At 65.4% G+C, this 15,300-nt stretch carries 14 protein-coding genes; 10 read left to right on the forward strand and 4 right to left on the reverse strand.

Translation table 11 applies throughout. The features are described from left to right. Window positions 1–60 precede the first annotated feature (60 nt). Window positions 61–1,110: an ABC transporter ATP-binding protein gene (locus Q8M85_RS11250; protein WP_305544329.1), complete on the reverse strand. Its 1,050-nt coding sequence runs from the start codon at window positions 1,108–1,110 to the stop codon at window positions 61–63. Between the two features lie 12 nt (window positions 1,111–1,122). Continuing rightward, on the reverse strand, window positions 1,123–1,908 hold the full coding sequence (locus Q8M85_RS11255; protein ID WP_305544330.1) for an IclR family transcriptional regulator: 786 nt from the start codon (window positions 1,906–1,908) through the stop codon (window positions 1,123–1,125). Between the two features lie 105 nt (window positions 1,909–2,013). Between Q8M85_RS11255 and Q8M85_RS11260 the strand changes: the two genes are divergently transcribed. Genes Q8M85_RS11260 through Q8M85_RS11300 form a run of 9 tightly spaced genes read left to right on the forward strand, consistent with a single transcriptional unit; the run spans window position 2,014 to window position 12,175 of the window. After that, window positions 2,014–3,267 carry an ABC transporter substrate-binding protein gene (locus Q8M85_RS11260; RefSeq protein WP_305544332.1) on the forward strand — a complete coding sequence of 418 codons (1,254 nt, stop codon included), beginning with the start codon at window positions 2,014–2,016 and terminating at the stop codon, window positions 3,265–3,267. Between the two features lie 60 nt (window positions 3,268–3,327). Next, window positions 3,328–4,251: a carbohydrate ABC transporter permease gene (locus Q8M85_RS11265; RefSeq protein ID WP_305544335.1), complete on the forward strand. Its 924-nt coding sequence runs from the start codon at window positions 3,328–3,330 to the stop codon at window positions 4,249–4,251. Between the two features lies 1 nt (window position 4,252). After that, window positions 4,253–5,098, forward strand: a complete 846-nt coding sequence (locus Q8M85_RS11270) for a carbohydrate ABC transporter permease (RefSeq protein WP_305544337.1) — start codon at window positions 4,253–4,255, stop codon at window positions 5,096–5,098. Continuing rightward, the gene (locus tag Q8M85_RS11275) at window positions 5,098–7,161 is read left to right on the forward strand and encodes an alpha-galactosidase (protein ID WP_305544340.1); all 2,064 of its coding nucleotides are present in this window, start codon (window positions 5,098–5,100) and stop codon (window positions 7,159–7,161) included. Before Q8M85_RS11270 ends, Q8M85_RS11275 begins: the two co-directional genes overlap by 1 nt. After that, complete coding sequence (locus tag Q8M85_RS11280; RefSeq protein WP_305544342.1) at window positions 7,158–7,922, forward strand: SDR family NAD(P)-dependent oxidoreductase; 765 nt, start codon at window positions 7,158–7,160, stop codon at window positions 7,920–7,922. The genes Q8M85_RS11275 and Q8M85_RS11280 overlap by 4 nt, the downstream gene beginning before the upstream one ends. Window positions 7,923–7,927: 5 nt before the next feature. Further along, on the forward strand, window positions 7,928–8,827 hold the full coding sequence (locus tag Q8M85_RS11285) for a 2-dehydro-3-deoxygalactonokinase (RefSeq protein ID WP_305544754.1): 900 nt from the start codon (window positions 7,928–7,930) through the stop codon (window positions 8,825–8,827). After that, window positions 8,824–9,441 (forward strand): 2-dehydro-3-deoxy-6-phosphogalactonate aldolase, encoded by a 618-nt coding sequence (locus tag Q8M85_RS11290; protein WP_305544345.1) that lies wholly within the window; start codon window positions 8,824–8,826, stop codon window positions 9,439–9,441. The genes Q8M85_RS11285 and Q8M85_RS11290 overlap by 4 nt, the downstream gene beginning before the upstream one ends. Beyond that, a complete protein-coding gene (locus tag Q8M85_RS11295; protein ID WP_305544348.1) occupies window positions 9,438–10,274 on the forward strand; it encodes an SMP-30/gluconolactonase/LRE family protein in 837 nt (278 codons plus the stop codon). Before Q8M85_RS11290 ends, Q8M85_RS11295 begins: the two co-directional genes overlap by 4 nt. Further along, window positions 10,271–12,175: a beta-galactosidase gene (locus Q8M85_RS11300; RefSeq protein ID WP_305544351.1), complete on the forward strand. Its 1,905-nt coding sequence runs from the start codon at window positions 10,271–10,273 to the stop codon at window positions 12,173–12,175. Before Q8M85_RS11295 ends, Q8M85_RS11300 begins: the two co-directional genes overlap by 4 nt. 42 nt (window positions 12,176–12,217) lie before the next feature. Here the strand turns inward: Q8M85_RS11300 and Q8M85_RS11305 are convergent, their stop codons facing one another. Both Q8M85_RS11305 and Q8M85_RS11310 read right to left on the reverse strand, forming a co-directional pair. Beyond that, on the reverse strand, window positions 12,218–13,828 hold the full coding sequence (locus tag Q8M85_RS11305; RefSeq protein ID WP_305544353.1) for an alpha-amylase family glycosyl hydrolase: 1,611 nt from the start codon (window positions 13,826–13,828) through the stop codon (window positions 12,218–12,220). Continuing rightward, on the reverse strand, window positions 13,801–14,061 hold the full coding sequence (locus Q8M85_RS11310; RefSeq protein WP_305544356.1) for a hypothetical protein: 261 nt from the start codon (window positions 14,059–14,061) through the stop codon (window positions 13,801–13,803). Before Q8M85_RS11310 ends, Q8M85_RS11305 begins: the two co-directional genes overlap by 28 nt. Here Q8M85_RS11310 and Q8M85_RS11315 point away from each other — a divergent pair. Next, a complete protein-coding gene (locus Q8M85_RS11315; RefSeq protein ID WP_305544359.1) occupies window positions 14,060–15,298 on the forward strand; it encodes an MFS transporter in 1,239 nt (412 codons plus the stop codon). The two genes, Q8M85_RS11310 and Q8M85_RS11315, sit on opposite strands and share 2 nt — an antisense overlap. Window positions 15,299–15,300 lie beyond the last annotated feature (2 nt).

Consider the following 15,300-nt stretch of genomic DNA (forward strand, 5'->3'; position numbering starts at 1 on the left):
CGGCTTCTTCTCGCGGGACCACAGCGAGGAGAAGCCGAAGGCGCACGACGAGCGACGCCGCTAGCGCAGCCGCAATCCTTCCTTGTCGAACAGCATCGCATCCCGCGCGTCAAAGCTTAACCCCACCATCGCGCCCGGTTCCAGGTTGACCTGGTCGTGGCGTTCGACGATCAGCTTTTCGCCCGAGGGCGCGGTAAGGTGGACGTAGGAGACCCCGCCCAAAGCTTCGGTCAGTTCGACGCGGTGCGTGTCGCCGGGTCCGATCTTCAGGTGCTGCGGGCGCAGGCCCACTGTCACTTCGGCCCCTTTGGCTGGTAGGCCGATGGTCGTCGCAACGGGGCCAAGGCCCTTGGCTGCGACAAAGCCGGTCTCCGCCACACCCGCCACGAAGTTCATCGCCGGGCTGCCGATGAAGCCCGCGACGAACTTGTTGTCGGGGTTGTTGTAAAGGTCGAGCGGCTTGCCGACCTGCTCGATCCGGCCCGCGCGCAGGACGACGATCTTGTCGGCCAGGGTCATCGCCTCGACCTGGTCGTGGGTGACGTAGATCATCGTCGCCCCGATCTCGCGGTGGAGGCGGGCGATTTCGACGCGCATCTCGACGCGCAACTCAGCGTCAAGGTTCGACAAGGGTTCGTCAAAGAGGAACACTTCCGGCCCCCGAACGATGGCGCGGCCGATGGCGACGCGCTGGCGCTGGCCGCCGGACAGGGCCTTGGGCTTGCGGTCGAGAAGGGGTTCCAGCTTCAGGATGCGGGCAGCCTCGGCGACCTTGCGGTCAACCTCGGCCTTGGGGTGGCCGGTCATCTTCAACCCAAAGCCCATGTTTTCAGCCACGGTCATGTGGGGATACAAGGCGTAGGTCTGGAACACCATCGCCACGCCGCGTTCGGAGGGATCGACGTGGGTCACGTCTCGCGTGCCGATGCGGATGGCGCCTGAGCTGGTCTCTTCCAGCCCCGCGATCATGCGCAGCAGGGTGGATTTCCCGCAGCCCGAGGGGCCGACGAAGACGCAGAACTCGCCATCGTCCACAGCCAAGTCGACCCCGTGGATCACCTGCACGTCGCCAAAGCGTTTGACGACATCCTTCAGCGTAACGCCTGTCATGATGTTCCTCCCCTAAACCTGTTCTGGAAAGCGCCAGCTTTCCGCTTCCGCAGCGATCTTCGCCGCGATGTCCTTGATCATCGGAGCCTGGGCCCCAAGCGCCTCCAAAGTCGTTCGCGCCGTGGTCGAGGTGACGGACAGCGCGCCCATCACCCTGCCGCCGCGCGACAGAATCGGCACCGCGCAGCAGATGATTCCCGTCTCGTGCTCTTCTGCGTCCCAGGCGTGACCCCGTTTGCGAATCGCCTCCAGCTCGGCCAGCAGCGCCTCGCGGCTGGCAAGCGTGTGGGGCGTGTGGCGGTGGAAGGATTGGCGGGCGAGCGCGGCCTCCAGCGCCTCGGGCGGCAGGTAGGCGAGCATGGCCTTGCCGACGCCGGTGCAGTAGGCGGGGCCGACCTTGCCGGCCTGGGCGAACATCTCGACCGGGCGGGCGGCGTTGCGTTTGTCGACGTAAAGGACCTGGCCCAGGTCCATCTGCGCAAGGTGGATCGTCTCGCCGGTTTCGCGAGCCAATTCATCAAGATAGGGTCGGGCGATGGGCGCGAGCGACGACTGCGCCCAGGCGGCATGGGCCAGCCTGACCAGCCGCACGCCCAATGCGTAAGTGCCGGTATCGGGGTCCAAGGTCAGCATCCCCTGGTGCGTCAGCGTCTGCAAAAGCCGGTAGAGCGTGGCCTTGGGATAGTCCGATTGGGTGAGCAAATCCGAGAACCGCACGGGGCGGCCAAAGCCTGCCACCATGTCCAGGACATCCAGCGCCTTGCCCACCGTGCCGTCTGCGTGGCCCTCGGCTCCCATCGGTCCCCTCCCGGAACGTCGTTGTTGACAGGGATAACGATAGCCGACATAGTTTTCAATATTCAAGACTAAGTTTCAAATAGTGAAACCAAACGGGAGGAAACCATGGTTCACAAACTGTCGGGCGCGATTGCGCTCGGGGCGGCGCTTATGCTGTCCACGTCGGCCTTCGCGCAGGACAAGCGCGTCGTCACCTGGAACGCGGACTACGATCCGATTCCGCTGGCCGCCGCCGAAGCCCTGATCGCCGACTTCGAGGCCGCGAACCCCGAGATCGCCGTTCAGCTGACCAACTTCGACCACGAAGCCTACAAGAACGCGATCCGCAACTTCCTGACTGCCGATGCGCCGGACCTGGCCAACTGGTATGCCGCGAACCGGATGCGTCCCTTCGTGGAAGCCGGCCTCTTTGCCGACATCTCGGACGTCTGGGCCAACAACGGGCTGATGGACTCGCTGGCGTCGTCGGTGCCGTCGTCGACCATCGACGGCAAGCAGTACGCGATCCCCTACACCTATTATCAGTGGGGCATCTATTATAACCGCGACGCTTACGCAGCCGCTGGCGTTGAAGTGCCCGGCGCCGAAGGCGTAAGCTGGGATCAGTTCCTGGCCAACTGCGAGAAGTTCAAGGCCGCCAGCATCGACTGCGTGACCACCGGCTCCAGCGCACTGTGGCCGGTTGCGGGGATCTTCGACTATGTGTCCTTGCGGACCAACGGCTACCAGTTCCACAGCGATCTGGCTGCGGGCAAGGTCTCTTGGACCTCGCCGGAAGCCCGCGCCGTGTTCGACAACCTGGGCAAGCTGCAGCCCTTCGTCACCGAGAACCATGCTGCAATCGACTGGCAGGATGCGGCCGCGATCTTCGTGCAGGGCAAGGCTGCCAACTACGTGATGGGCAACTTTGCCGTCGGCGTCTTCAAGGAAGGCGGGATGACCAACGACAATCTGGGCTTCATGGTTTTCCCCGAGATCACCGCAGGCGTGGCCCGGGCCGAGGAAGCCCCGACCGACACGATCCACCTGACCTCGGGCGCGAAGAACCCCGATGATGCGAAGACGTTCCTGGCCTACATGGCCAGCGCCGAAGCGCAGTCCAAGTGGAACGCGGCGGTTGGCCAGTTGCCGACGAACAGTGGCGCGACGGTCGACCCGGCCGATCCGTTCCTGACGGCGGGCTTCCAGGCGCTGTCCACCGCAACGGGCGGCATCGCCCAGTTCTGGGACCGCGATGCGGACGCCGAATATGCCAAGGTCGGCATGGAAGGCTTCCAGCAGTTCCTGGTGCAGCCCGAGCAGCTTGAGGCGATCCTTGCGCGGCTGGAGCAGGCCCGCACCCGCCTTTACCCGCAGTAATCCAAGGCTGATGGGCGCTCCCTTCGGGGGGCGCCTTTTTCGTTTTCCGGGGGGAAAGACATGGCACAGGCATCGCAGGCGACCGCGCCACGACGCTGGAACCAACGGACGGTGGCGCCCTGGCTGTTCCTGGCGCCGGGGCTGTTCATGTTCGGGGTCTATGTGCTGTGGCCGATCATCCAGAGCGTGACGCTGTCGTTCTACGACTGGAACGGGCTTTACAACCAGGATGGTCAGTTCACCGGGCGCTTCGTGGGCATGGGCAACTATGCCGAGCTGATGACCGACCCGGCGTTCGAGACAAGCCTGTGGAACAACCTGAAATGGCTGGTCCTGTACATGCTGGCCCTGCCCATCGGGCTCTTCATCGCGATCTTCCTGAACCAGACCGTCACCGGCATCCGGCTTTACAAGTCGCTGTTCTTCTTTCCATTCGTCATCAGCCAGGTCGTCGTCGGCCTGATCTTCGCCTGGTTCTACGCCCCGAACTTCGGGCTGTTCTACCTTTTGACCGAATCAATCACTGGCAAGGGCACAGCTATCCTCGCCAACCCCGACCTTGTCACCTATGGCATCATCGCCGCGGGGCTTTGGCCGCAGATCGCCTATGTGATGATCCTGTACCTGACCGGCCTGAACAACGTCGCCCCCGACCAGATCGAGGCCGCGCGGCTGGATGGGGCGAAGGGCTGGCGGATGCTGTGGTATGTGGTGCTGCCTCAGTTGCGGCCCGCCACCTTCATCGCGGTCATCGTCACGGTCATCGGCGCGCTGCGGTCGTTTGACCTGGTGTCGATCATGACCAACGGCGGGCCGTTCGGGTCCAGCCGCGTGCTGTCCTACTACATGTTCGAGATGGCGCTTGGCGAATACGGCTTCCGCATGGGTTACGGAGCGGCCATCGCCGTCGTCCTGTTTGCGATCATGATGATCTTCATTTCGGGCTTCATCTGGAAGATGTGGCGCGACGAGAAGGAGCGCTGAGATGTTCCCGCGTCCGATCCAGAAATCCAGCCCCGCCGCACAGTGGATCTACACCATCGCGCTGCCCATCGCGCTGATCCTGTGGCTGTTCCCGCTGCTTGGCGTGGCCTTGACCTCGCTGCGTCCGGCCTCGGACCTGGCGCAGGGGAACTACTTCGGCATGCCCTCGGGCATCGCCTGGGAGAACTACGTCTACATCTTCACCAAGACGCCCATCGGCCAGTACATGATCAACTCGCTGTGGGTCACGATCCCGACGGTGATCGGCGCGGTCAGCCTGTCGCTGATGACGGGGTTCGCGCTGGCGGTCTACGGGTTCCGGGCGAACATCCTGGTGTTCTTCATGTTCGTCGCGGGCAACTTCGTGCCGTTCCAGATCCTGATGGTCCCGGTGCGCGACATGACGCTGCAACTGGGGATGTATGACACCTGGTATGGCCTTGCCCTGTTCCACATCGCCTTCCAGACCGGGTTCTGCACATTGTTCATGCGGAACTTCATCAAGGCCCTGCCCTACGAGCTGATCGAGGCCGCGCGGGTCGAGGGCGTCACCGAATGGCGCATCTTCTGGTACATCGTCCTGCCCCTGATGCGCCCGGCCATCGCGGCCCTCAGCGTGCTGGTCTTCACCTTCATCTGGAACGACTTCTTCTGGGCCACCGTGCTGACGCAGGGCGTCGACAGCCAGCCGATCACCGCGGGCCTGTCGTCCCTGAACGGCCAGTGGATCGCGCAATGGCATCTGGTTTCGGCGGGGTCGATCCTTGCGGCGCTGCCGCCGGTCGCGATGTTCTTCCTGATGCAGAAGCACTTCATCGCGGGGCTGACGCTTGGGGCCGTGAAGTAATGCAATGGCGTGTTGATACGCAGGGGCAGACCATTGCCCTTGCGACCGAAGGCGGGGTGCCAGAGGTCATCTACTGGGGTCCCGCGCTGCCCGAAGCCGAAGACTTGGGCCAGCTTGCCCTTGCCGCCCGGCACGATCTGACGGGCGGGATGCTGGACATCCTGCCGTCCCTTTCCCTGTCGCCCGAGCCGGGCCGCGCCTTCCAGGGTCAGCCGGGGCATGTGCTGGCCGAAGCCGATGGGACTCTGCTGTTGCCCGCCTTCCGCTTCGACCGCGCCGAAGTTTCTCCGGGTCGGCTGGAGCTGATCTCCACCGCCCCCGGCCTGATGCTGAGCCATGTGCTTCAGGCCAAGACGACCGACACCATTACGCTGCAAACGCGGCTTACCGCCGACCGGCCAATCCGTGTCCAGTGGCTCGCCGCGCCCGTGTTGTCCGCGCCGCAATCGGGCGACATGATCGACGTCCACGGCAAATGGGTGGGCGAGTTCCATCTGATCCGCTCGCCGTGGTCCCCCGGCATCCGGTCCCGCGAGACGCGGACGGGGCGGTCGGGGCAGGAGCATCCGCCCTACCTGATCCTTGCGGGCGATGGCTGCACCAACATCCGCGGCGAGGCTTTGGCGCTGCATTACGCCTGGTCCGGCGGGCATCGGATGGTCGCCGAAGAGCTGCCGGACGGTCGCCGTCTGGTGCAGTTCGGCCACCCGCTGGGGGCCGAAACGGAAGCGGGCACGCACTTTGAGACCGCCGAGCTTATCGCCTGCGCCTCGACCACGGGTCTGAATGGCATCGCCACGGTGTTCCAGCGCGACTTGCGCGACCGGGTGGTGCAGTGGCCCGACCCCTCGCGTCCGCGTCCGGTGCATTACAACTGCTGGGAAGCCGTCTACTTCGACCACAAGCTTGAAACGCTCGCCGAATTCGCCACCCGCGCTGCGGCACTGGGGGCCGAGCGGTTCGTGCTGGATGACGGCTGGTTCGGGCGGCGCGATGACGACACCTCCAGCCTTGGCGACTGGACCATTGACCGGCGGAAATGGCCCGAGGGGCTGCATCCGCTGATCCGGCATGTTCACAGCCTGGGGATGACCTTCGGCCTCTGGTTCGAACCCGAGATGGTGAACCCGAACTCCGACCTTTTCCGGGCGCATCCCGACTGGGTGCTGGGGCCTGCGGACCAGACCACGGGCCGCAACCAGCTGGTACTGAACCTGGCACTGCCCGAGGTGCGTGAAAACCTTTTTCAGAAAGTGTCAGCGGTGCTGGCCGACTACCCCATCGACTATGTCAAATGGGACCACAACCGATTGCTGCCTGTGGTGGATGCGGCCCAGACGCGGGGCATCTATGATCTGATCGACCGACTGCGCACGGCACATCCGACGGTCGAGATCGAAAGCTGCGCTTCAGGTGGCGGGCGGATCGACTCTGGCATCCTCGCGCGGACGCAGCGGGTCTGGCTTTCCGACAGCAACGACGCGCTGGAACGCCTGCGGATGCAGCACGACGCGGCGCTGTTCCTGCCGTCGGCGATCACGGGAAGCCACGTCGGGCCGCGGCACTGCCATACCTCGGGCCGCGTGCTGCCGATGGCTTTCCGCGCCTGGGTCGCCGCCCAGCGGCATATGGGGTTCGAGATGGACCTGCGCGAGTTGACCGAGGATGAGACGCTGACCCTGGCGCGCGTCACCGCCTGGTACAAGGCGAACCGCGACTGGATGATGGCGGGCCGGGTCCTGCGGCTGGACAGCGACGATCCGGCGGTGACGGCAGAGTTGCAACTTGCCGCGGGGGGCGACCGCTTCGTGGTCTTTGCCGGACAGGCGGAAACCAGCCGCCAAAGCCTGCCACGCCCCTTGCGCCTGACCGGGCTGGAACCCGAGGCGCGGTACATGGTTTCCCTGCTCAACACCGAGGACGCACCACGCCAGTCGCGCGGGCCGAACGCGTTGAAGTCTGGCCCCTTGACGCTGACAGGCCGGATGCTCATGACGAAGGGCATTCTGTTGCCCGTAGCCTGGCCCGCGACGATGTGGGTTGTCGAAGGAAGAAAGCTGTGACCGATCCCGTCTTCCCCGACCTGAAGGGCAGTTCCGTCTTTGTCACCGGCGGTGGCTCCGGGATCGGTGCCGCGCTGACCGAGGCGTTCCTGCGCCAGGGCGCGAAGGTGGCGTTCTGCCAACGGTCGGACGGCACGGCCTTTTGCGGCGCGATGGAGGCGGCGACGGGGAACCGCCCGCTATTCCTGCCCTGCGACATCTCGGTGGTGGATCAGTTGCAGTTGACACTGGCAACGGCGGCAAAGGCACATGGGCCGATCACGGTGCTGGTCAACAACGCCGCGAACGACCAGCGGCACGAGACGTTGAAGACCGATCAGGCCTTCTGGGACTGGTCGATCAACGTCAATCTGCGGTCCTATTTCTTCGCCTGCCAGTCGGTGATCCCGGGGATGCAGGCAGCGGGGGGTGGGTCGATCATCAATTTCAGTTCGATCAGCTTCATGATGGCCGACAAGGGCTATGCCGCTTACATCACGGCAAACGCTGGCATTGTGGGGATGACCCGGACGCTGGCGCGGGAATTCGGGCCGGACCGGATAAGGGTGAACGCGGTGGCTCCTGGCTGGGTGCTGACCGAGCGGCAGAAAGAGCTGTGGGTCACGCCCGAGGGTCTGGCCGCCTATCTTTCGCGGCAATGCCTTCCCGACCCGATTGCGCCCGAAGATGTTGCGGGGACGGTGTTGTTCCTGGCGTCGGATGCGGCGAAGATGATGACCTCGCAGACCCTGATCCTGGACGGGGGGTATATTTCGTCATGAGTGATGTGGCACCCGCCTGGATCGCCGTCGATTGGGGCACGTCGAACCTGCGCGCCTGGGCGATCGCGGGGGATGGACAAGTGCTGGCTGAGGCTGTCAGCGACGAGGGGATGGGGAAGCTGTCGCGTGAGGGGTTCGAGCCAGCCCTGTTGCGGCTGATCGGGCCGTGGTTGGCGGGCAAGGCCCCTGTGGTCGCCTGTGGCATGGTGGGCAGCCGTCAGGGCTGGTGCGAGGCACCCTATCGGACGGTCCCTTGCACTCCGCTGGACATTGCCGGGCAGGTGATGGCGCCCACGACCGACCCACGACTGCGGGTGTCGATTGCGCCGGGCTTGAAGCAGACCAGCCCAGCCGACGTTATGCGTGGCGAGGAAACGCAGATCGCGGGCGCGCTGCGGTTGCTGCCGGGGTATGACGGCGTGCTGTGCCTGCCGGGGACACATTCCAAGTGGGTCCACATCAGCGCAGGCGAGGTGGTCAGCTTTCAGACCTTCATGACCGGAGAGATGTTCGCGCTGTTGTCCGAAGCCTCGGTCTTGCGGCACGGGATGCAGGGCGAGGGCTGGAACGACGCGGCCTTCGACGCAGCGGTGTCAGACGCGCTGTCGCGGCCCGAACGGCTGGGTGCGCGGCTGTTTTCGTTGCGGGCCGAAGGGCTGATCGCCGGGCTGTCCCCCCAGGCCGCCCGCGCCCGGTTGTCGGGGCTGCTGATCGGCACCGAACTCGCTGCCGCCAAACCCTACTGGCTGGGCCAGCGCGTCACCCTGATCGGGGCCGAGAAGCTGTCCGCCGCTTACGCCCGTGCGCTTGAGCTTCAGGGCATCGAAGCCCATCGCCTGAACGCCACCGATTGCACGCTTGCGGGCCTTGCCTCGCTTTTCCCCCAGACCGAGGGCGCCAGATGACCCCCAAGACTGACATGCGCAACCTGATCGCCATCCTGCGCGGGATCACCCCGCCAGAGGCCGCTGCTGCTGCCCTGACTTTGGTCGCCGCGGGCATCACACGGATCGAAGTCCCGCTGAACTCGCCCGATCCTTTCGCCTCGATCAAGGCAATGGCGGCGGCCACACCAGACGCCGAGATCGGCGCGGGAACGGTTCTGACGGTCGAGGATGTCAGCAGGGTCAAGGCGGCGGGCGGGAGCCTTGTCGTCTCGCCCAACTGCGACCCAGAGGTCATCATGGCCACCCGGGCGCAGGGAATGGCCTCCTGGCCCGGTGTGATGACGCCGACCGAGTGCTTCGCGGCGATCAGGGCCGGGGCGACGGGGTTGAAGCTGTTCCCCGGCAGCCTGATCGGACCCGAGGGGCTGAAGGCCCTCCGCGCCGTTCTGCCCCGGGACCTGCCGGTCTATGCCGTCGGCGGAGCGGGCCCGGCGAACTTCGCCGATTGGGCCAACGCGGGCGCGGACGGCTTCGGCATCGGCACCGCGCTGTATACACCCGGCCTGTCCACCGACGAGATTGCCACCAGAGCCGCCGCCATCGTCGCGGCCTATGACGCGGTGTTTGCATGATCTACGACGCACGACCCTGCGAGCTGGGCGAAGGTCCGCTCTGGCACCCAATGCGGCAAGAGCTGTTCTGGTTCGACATCCTGAACCGGACGCTCCATTCCAAGGCGACGTCCTGGCCCTTCGACGTCTATGTCTCGGCCGCCGGGTGGATCAGCCGGGACGAGCTGCTGGTCGCCTCGGAAACCGGGCTGTTCCGCTTTGACCTGACCACCGCAACCCGCACTCCCGTCGCCGACGCCGGGACCTCGGTCACAAGGTCGAACGACGGCCGCACCGACCGGCAGGGCGGGTTCTGGTTCGGCACGATGGGCAAGAAGGCCGAGAAAGGAGCCGGCGCGATCTGGCGCTGGTATCGCGGTGAGTTGCGGTCGCTTTTCAAGGACGTCTCGATCCCGAACTCGATCTGCTTTGCGCCCGACGGGACTGCCGCACATTTCTCGGACACAGTGCAGGGCAAGGTGATGAAGGTCGCACTGGACAGCGCCGGATGGCCGAGGGGCGAACCGGAGGTCTGGCTGGACCTTGCCCGCGCGGGCCTGAACCCCGACGGGGCGGTGATCGATGCCGAAGGCCGGTTCTGGAACGCCCAATGGGGCGCGGGCCGGGTCGCCTGCTACGGTGCCGATGGCAGCTTCGTGCAGGCGGTCGAGACCCCCGGCGCGACGCAATCCTCGTGCCCCGCCTTTGGCGGCACCGATCTGTCCACCCTTTTCGTCACCACCGCCCTTGAGCATATGGACACCGAAGCGCGGGCCAGGCACCCGGCCTCGGGTCAGGTCTTCGCCTTCGCCAACGTCACCAAGGGCCTTCCCGAACCGCAGGTCATCCTATGAAACGCACGCTTGGCGTCTGCTACTACCCCGAACACTGGTCCGAGACCCAATGGGCCGAAGACGCTGCCCGCATGGCGCGGCTGGGCCTGACCTGGGTCCGCATCGGCGAATTTGCCTGGAGCCGGATGGAACCCGAGCCAGGGCGTTATGACTGGGACTGGCTGGACCGGGCGATTGCCACGCTGGGCGCGCGGGGCCTGAAGGTCGTGCTGGGGACTCCGACCGCCACGCCGCCGCGCTGGATGATCGACCGGCATCCCGACATGCTGGCTGTGGATGCGGAAGGCCGGACGCGGATGTTCGGCTCGCGTCGGCACTATGACTTCTCGCACCGGGGCTACCGGACGGAATGTGCAAAGATCGTCGGCCTGATGGCGGAACGCTACGGCAAGAACCCGGCAGTGGCGGCCTGGCAAACCGACAACGAATACGCCTGCCATGCGACCACGCTGTCCTATTCCGACGCTGCAAGGACCGCCTTTCAGGACTGGCTGGCACAGAAATACCAGTCGCCTGATGCGCTGAACCGGGCCTGGGGCAATGTGTTCTGGTCAATGGAGTATCGCGATTTCCACGAGATCGGATTGCCGAACCTGACCGTCTGCGAGCCGAACCCGTCGCATGTGATGGACTTCCGCCGCTTTGCCTCGGAAGAAGTGCGCAGCTTCAACAAGTTGCAGGTGGATATCATCCGCAAGCACTCTGACGCCCCCGTGGCGCACAACTTCATGGGCGCCATCACAGAGTTCGACCATTGGGACGTCGGCGCGGATCTGGATATCGCGTCGTGGGACAGCTATCCGCTGGGGTTCCTGTCGGACCGTATCCCGGCGGATGCCGAGCACAAGCGCCGGTTCGTGCGGCAGGGGGACCCGGATTTCCAGGCCTTCCACCACGACCTTTACCGTGCCGTGGGGCGGGGCCGCTGGTGGATCATGGAACAGCAGCCCGGCCCGGTGAACTGGGCGCCTTACAACCCCGACCCCTTGCCGGGCATGGCGCGGCTCTGGGCCTGGGAGGCTTTTGCGCATGGGGCCGAGGCGGTATGCTATTTCCGCTGGCGGCAAGCGCCGTTCGCGCAGGAACAGATGCACGCAGGCCTTCTGCGGCCTGACAGCGCCCCGGCGCAGGCCTTCGGCGAGGCCGAGCAAGTGGCGCAGGAGCTGGCATCGATGCCTTCGGAGGCCGGGACGGGTGCGGCGCAGGTGGCGCTGGTCTTCGACTACGAATCCGACTGGGCCTGGGACATCCAGCCGCAGGGGCGGAGCTTCCAGTATTTCTGGCTGGTGTTCCACCTTTACAAGGGCTTGCGGCGGCTGGGGCTGAACGTGGACATCGTCCGGCCCGACGTGGCGGACCTGTCGTCTTACAAGCTGGTTCTCGCGCCGGGGGTCTTCACCTTGTCCAAGCCGCTGAAGGCCGCTCTGGCGGGGTTCGGCGGGACCGCGATCCTGGGACCGCGGACCAATTCGAAGACGAAGAACTTCGCCATTCCGGTGCCGCTGCCGCCCGCCCTGCCGGGGCTGGAAGCCGTGGTGGCGCGCGTGGAAAGCCTGCCGCCCGACGTGCCGGTGCCTTTGGCGCAGGGGGGCGCACTTGTGAACTGGCGCGAGAAGCTGGACGGCAACGCGCATGTCGTCGAGGTGGCCGAGGATGGCTGGCCCGCGCTGGTCTGTGCAGACAAGCTGCACTACCTGGCCGGTTGGCCGGACGACCAGGCCCTGTCCCGCATCCTGCAGCGCGCCTGCGCGGCCGAGGGGATCGAGTGCGATCCGTTGCCCGAAGGCCTGCGGCGGCGCGATACGGCCACGCACCGGTTCCTGTTCAACTACAACCCGGTTCCGGCCGAGTGGGGCGGGGTCTCGATCCCTCCGGCGGGCGTGCACTGGACAGAGCTTTAGAAGCGCAGGCGTAGGGTGGGCAATCTGCCCACCCTCCTTTCCTCAGGTCTGCACAGAGACCGCGCCCGTCACCGGGAGGAAGGCCGCCGCGTTCGGACCCAGCGTCAGCCGGTCATCCTGCAGCACCGCATGGATCGACGGCCCAACCGGAGCCTCTGCCCCGGTCACGGTGACTGACAGCGCCACCGGCGACAGGTTGAACAGGCACAGAAACGCGCCGTCGCCGGCGCCACGGACGAAACCCAGCACCGGCTCGGGCAGGTCCAGGAAGCGGGTCTTCCCGTCCCGCAGCGCCGCCGAGCCTTTGCGGAAGGCCAGCACTTGCCGGTAATGTTCCAGCACCGAGCCTTGCGCGCCCTTTTGTCCCTCGACATGCCGCGCGGCCTGTTCCGGCTTGACCGGCAGCCAGGGCTTCACCGGCGAGAACCCCGCGTTGGCCGAGGCGTCCCAGACCATCGGGGTCCGGGTATTGTCGCGGCCGATGGGTTCGGGCCAGAAGACGATGCCCTGCGGGTCGGTCAGTTCTTCGAAGTCCAACGGCGTGTCGGTCTGGCCCAGTTCCTCGCCCTGCCAGAGACAGACCGAGCCTTCGAAGGCCAAGAGCAGCGACCCTGCCTGCTTGGCCACGTCGTCAACATTGTCGCCATGCTTTGCCCAGCGCGAGGCGTGGCGCACGACATCGTGGTTGGAAAACGCCCACATCGGCCAGCCGTCGGGGGCGCCCTTGAAGAAACCCTCGACCTTTTCACGGAAGAAGCCTGCCTCGAACTCATATCCCATCAGTTCGAACGAGTAGCACTGATGCAGCCGACCCGGCGCGGTGTACTCGCCCATCATGCGGATGGCATGGTGAGCCTCGCCCATCTCGCCAACCGAAGCCGCGCCATATTCGTCCAGAAGGACCCGGATGCGTTCCATCCAGGCCAGGTTCTCGGGCTGGTTCTTCGAGAAGATGTGGTACTGCATCCCGTAGGGGTTGCCCTCGGGTTCCTTTTTCACGCGGTAGTCGGCCGGGTCGTCGCGGAACAAGGGGTCATGAAAGAAGTAGTTCACGGTGTCGAAGCGGAAGCCGTCTACCCCCCGCTCCAGCCAGAAGCGCATCGCCGAAAGCGCCCAGTCCTGGACGGCGGGGTTGTGGTAGTTGAGGTCGGGCTGCGAGGTCAGGAAGTTGTGCAGATAGTATTGCTTGCGCCGCGCGTCCCATTGCCAGGCGGGGCCGCCGAAGACGGAAAGCCAGTTGCAGGGCGGCAGTCCGTCGTGCTTCGGATCGGCCCAGACATACCAGTCGGCCCTGGGGTTCAGCCGGTCCTTGCGGCTTTCGGCAAAGAAGGGGTGCTGGTCCGAGGTATGGCTTAGCACCTGGTCGATGATGACCTTCAGGCCCAGCGCGTGGGCCTTTGCGATCATCGTGTCGAAATCGGCCAGAGTGCCGAAGACCGGGTCCACATCGCAGTAGTCGCTGACGTCATAGCCCATGTCCTTCATCGGGCTGCGGAAGAACGGCGACAGCCAGACTGCGTCCACGCCGAGATCGGCCAGATGATCCAGCCTGCGGGTGATCCCGGGCAGGTCGCCAACCCCGTCGCCGTTGGAGTCCTGAAAAGACCGCGGATAGACCTGATAGGTCACGGCGCCACGCCACCAGTCGGACATTCCCCACTCCATTTTCCGGATTCATGCGGCCCATAGCGGCAGGTCAGCCGCTGCAAAAGACCAAAGCGGTTGCAGTGCCGCGCAGGCCCGCAGAATCCCACGCTCTGCGGCAGTTCCGCCACGTCCTGCCCAACCAAGCGGCAGGTGTAGCCGGCTGTAACGGTGACAATATCGCGGTTGACCCTGTCCGGCCAGGCGCGCAGGTTGCCCGCCTGACCCGGAGCGCCGTGCATGCCGAAAGCCTCAATCTTCACCCCCGTCCTGATCGCCGGTTGCACGATCCTGATGATCTCTTTCGCGATCCGGGCCAGCTTCGGCGTCTTCCAGATCCCGGTGGCGACCGAGTTCGGCTGGCCCCGGGCGGATTTTTCGATGGCAATCGCAATCCAGAATTTGGCCTGGGGCATCGGCCAGCCGGTGTTCTCGGCCTTTGGCGAAAGGTTCGGCGACCGCAAGACCATCATCATCGGTGCGCTGCTTTATTCACTTGGCCTGGTCTTGTCGGCCTACGCCATCACGCCGGGACAGCATCAGGCGCTGGCGATCCTGGTGGGCTTCGGCATTGCGGGCACCGGGTTCGGTATCATCCTGCCGCTGATCGGTCGTGCCTCGTCGCCGGAACGGCGGAGCCTGACGCTGGGCATCGGGTCGGCCATCGGGTCGGCCGGTCAGGTGCTGGGGCCGCCAGCCGCCGAAATCCTGCTGCAAAGCTTTCCCTGGCAGACCGTGTTCCTGATCTTCGCCGGGGTGATCCTGCTGACGCTTCTGGCGCTGCCGATCCTGAAGCCCCCCGCCAAGACCAGCACCCACACCGAGCCGTCCGAGCCGATGCTGACCGTTCTGAACCGGGCACTGCGCGATCCGTCCTACATGCTGATTTTCCTGGGCTTCTTCTCCTGCGGCTACCAACTGGGCTTCATCACCGCGCACTTTCCCGCTTTCATCACCGAGGTTTGCGGGCCGATCGATCCGGGCGGGATGCTGGCGGGGATGGGCATCGGGACCACCTCGGCACTTGGGGCGGCAGCGATTGCGGTCATCGGGGTCGCAAACATCGGAGGTTCGGTCCTGTCGGGTTGGTTGGGCGGGCATTTCCCCAAGAAGTACCTCCTGGCGGCGATCTACACCGGGCGGACACTTGCGTCGGCGATCTTCATCCTTCTGCCGATGACGCCCACCAGCGTCTTGGTCTATTCTGCGGTCATGGGCGCGCTCTGGCTGGCTACGGTTCCCTTGACCTCGGGGCTCGTGGCGCAGATCTACGGCGTGCGATACATGGGCACGCTGTATGGCTTCGTCTTTCTGAGCCACCAGATCGGGAGCTTCCTCGGCGTGTGGCTGGGCGGCCGGATGTATGACCTGAACGGCGACTATACGCTGGTCTGGTGGATCGGGGTCGGGGTCGGGGCCTTCTCGGCCATCGTCCACCTGCCGATCCGCGAGCGCCAGATGGTCGCGCAACCGGCCTAGGC

Source organism: Tabrizicola sp. (assembly GCF_030694085.1).
In the GTDB taxonomy this organism is placed as follows: domain Bacteria; phylum Pseudomonadota; class Alphaproteobacteria; order Rhodobacterales; family Rhodobacteraceae; genus Tabrizicola.

What these genes read in the sequence shown, in the direction of transcription:
- Q8M85_RS11310 (WP_305544356.1), bottom strand. Translation starts at nt 14,061, where the DNA reads ATGCACGGCGCTCCGGGTCAGGCGGGCAACCTGCGCGCCTGGCCGGAC.
- Q8M85_RS11275 (WP_305544340.1), top strand. Translation starts at nt 5,098, where the DNA reads ATGCAATGGCGTGTTGATACGCAGGGGCAGACCATTGCCCTTGCGACC.
- Q8M85_RS11255 (WP_305544330.1), bottom strand. Translation starts at nt 1,908, where the DNA reads ATGGGAGCCGAGGGCCACGCAGACGGCACGGTGGGCAAGGCGCTGGAT.
- Q8M85_RS11270 (WP_305544337.1), top strand. Translation starts at nt 4,253, where the DNA reads ATGTTCCCGCGTCCGATCCAGAAATCCAGCCCCGCCGCACAGTGGATC.
- Q8M85_RS11250 (WP_305544329.1), bottom strand. Translation starts at nt 1,110, where the DNA reads ATGACAGGCGTTACGCTGAAGGATGTCGTCAAACGCTTTGGCGACGTG.
- Q8M85_RS11265 (WP_305544335.1), top strand. Translation starts at nt 3,328, where the DNA reads ATGGCACAGGCATCGCAGGCGACCGCGCCACGACGCTGGAACCAACGG.
- Q8M85_RS11295 (WP_305544348.1), top strand. Translation starts at nt 9,438, where the DNA reads ATGATCTACGACGCACGACCCTGCGAGCTGGGCGAAGGTCCGCTCTGG.
- Q8M85_RS11315 (WP_305544359.1), top strand. Translation starts at nt 14,060, where the DNA reads ATGCCGAAAGCCTCAATCTTCACCCCCGTCCTGATCGCCGGTTGCACG.
- Q8M85_RS11260 (WP_305544332.1), top strand. Translation starts at nt 2,014, where the DNA reads ATGGTTCACAAACTGTCGGGCGCGATTGCGCTCGGGGCGGCGCTTATG.
- Q8M85_RS11300 (WP_305544351.1), top strand. Translation starts at nt 10,271, where the DNA reads ATGAAACGCACGCTTGGCGTCTGCTACTACCCCGAACACTGGTCCGAG.
- Q8M85_RS11305 (WP_305544353.1), bottom strand. Translation starts at nt 13,828, where the DNA reads ATGTCCGACTGGTGGCGTGGCGCCGTGACCTATCAGGTCTATCCGCGG.
- Q8M85_RS11290 (WP_305544345.1), top strand. Translation starts at nt 8,824, where the DNA reads ATGACCCCCAAGACTGACATGCGCAACCTGATCGCCATCCTGCGCGGG.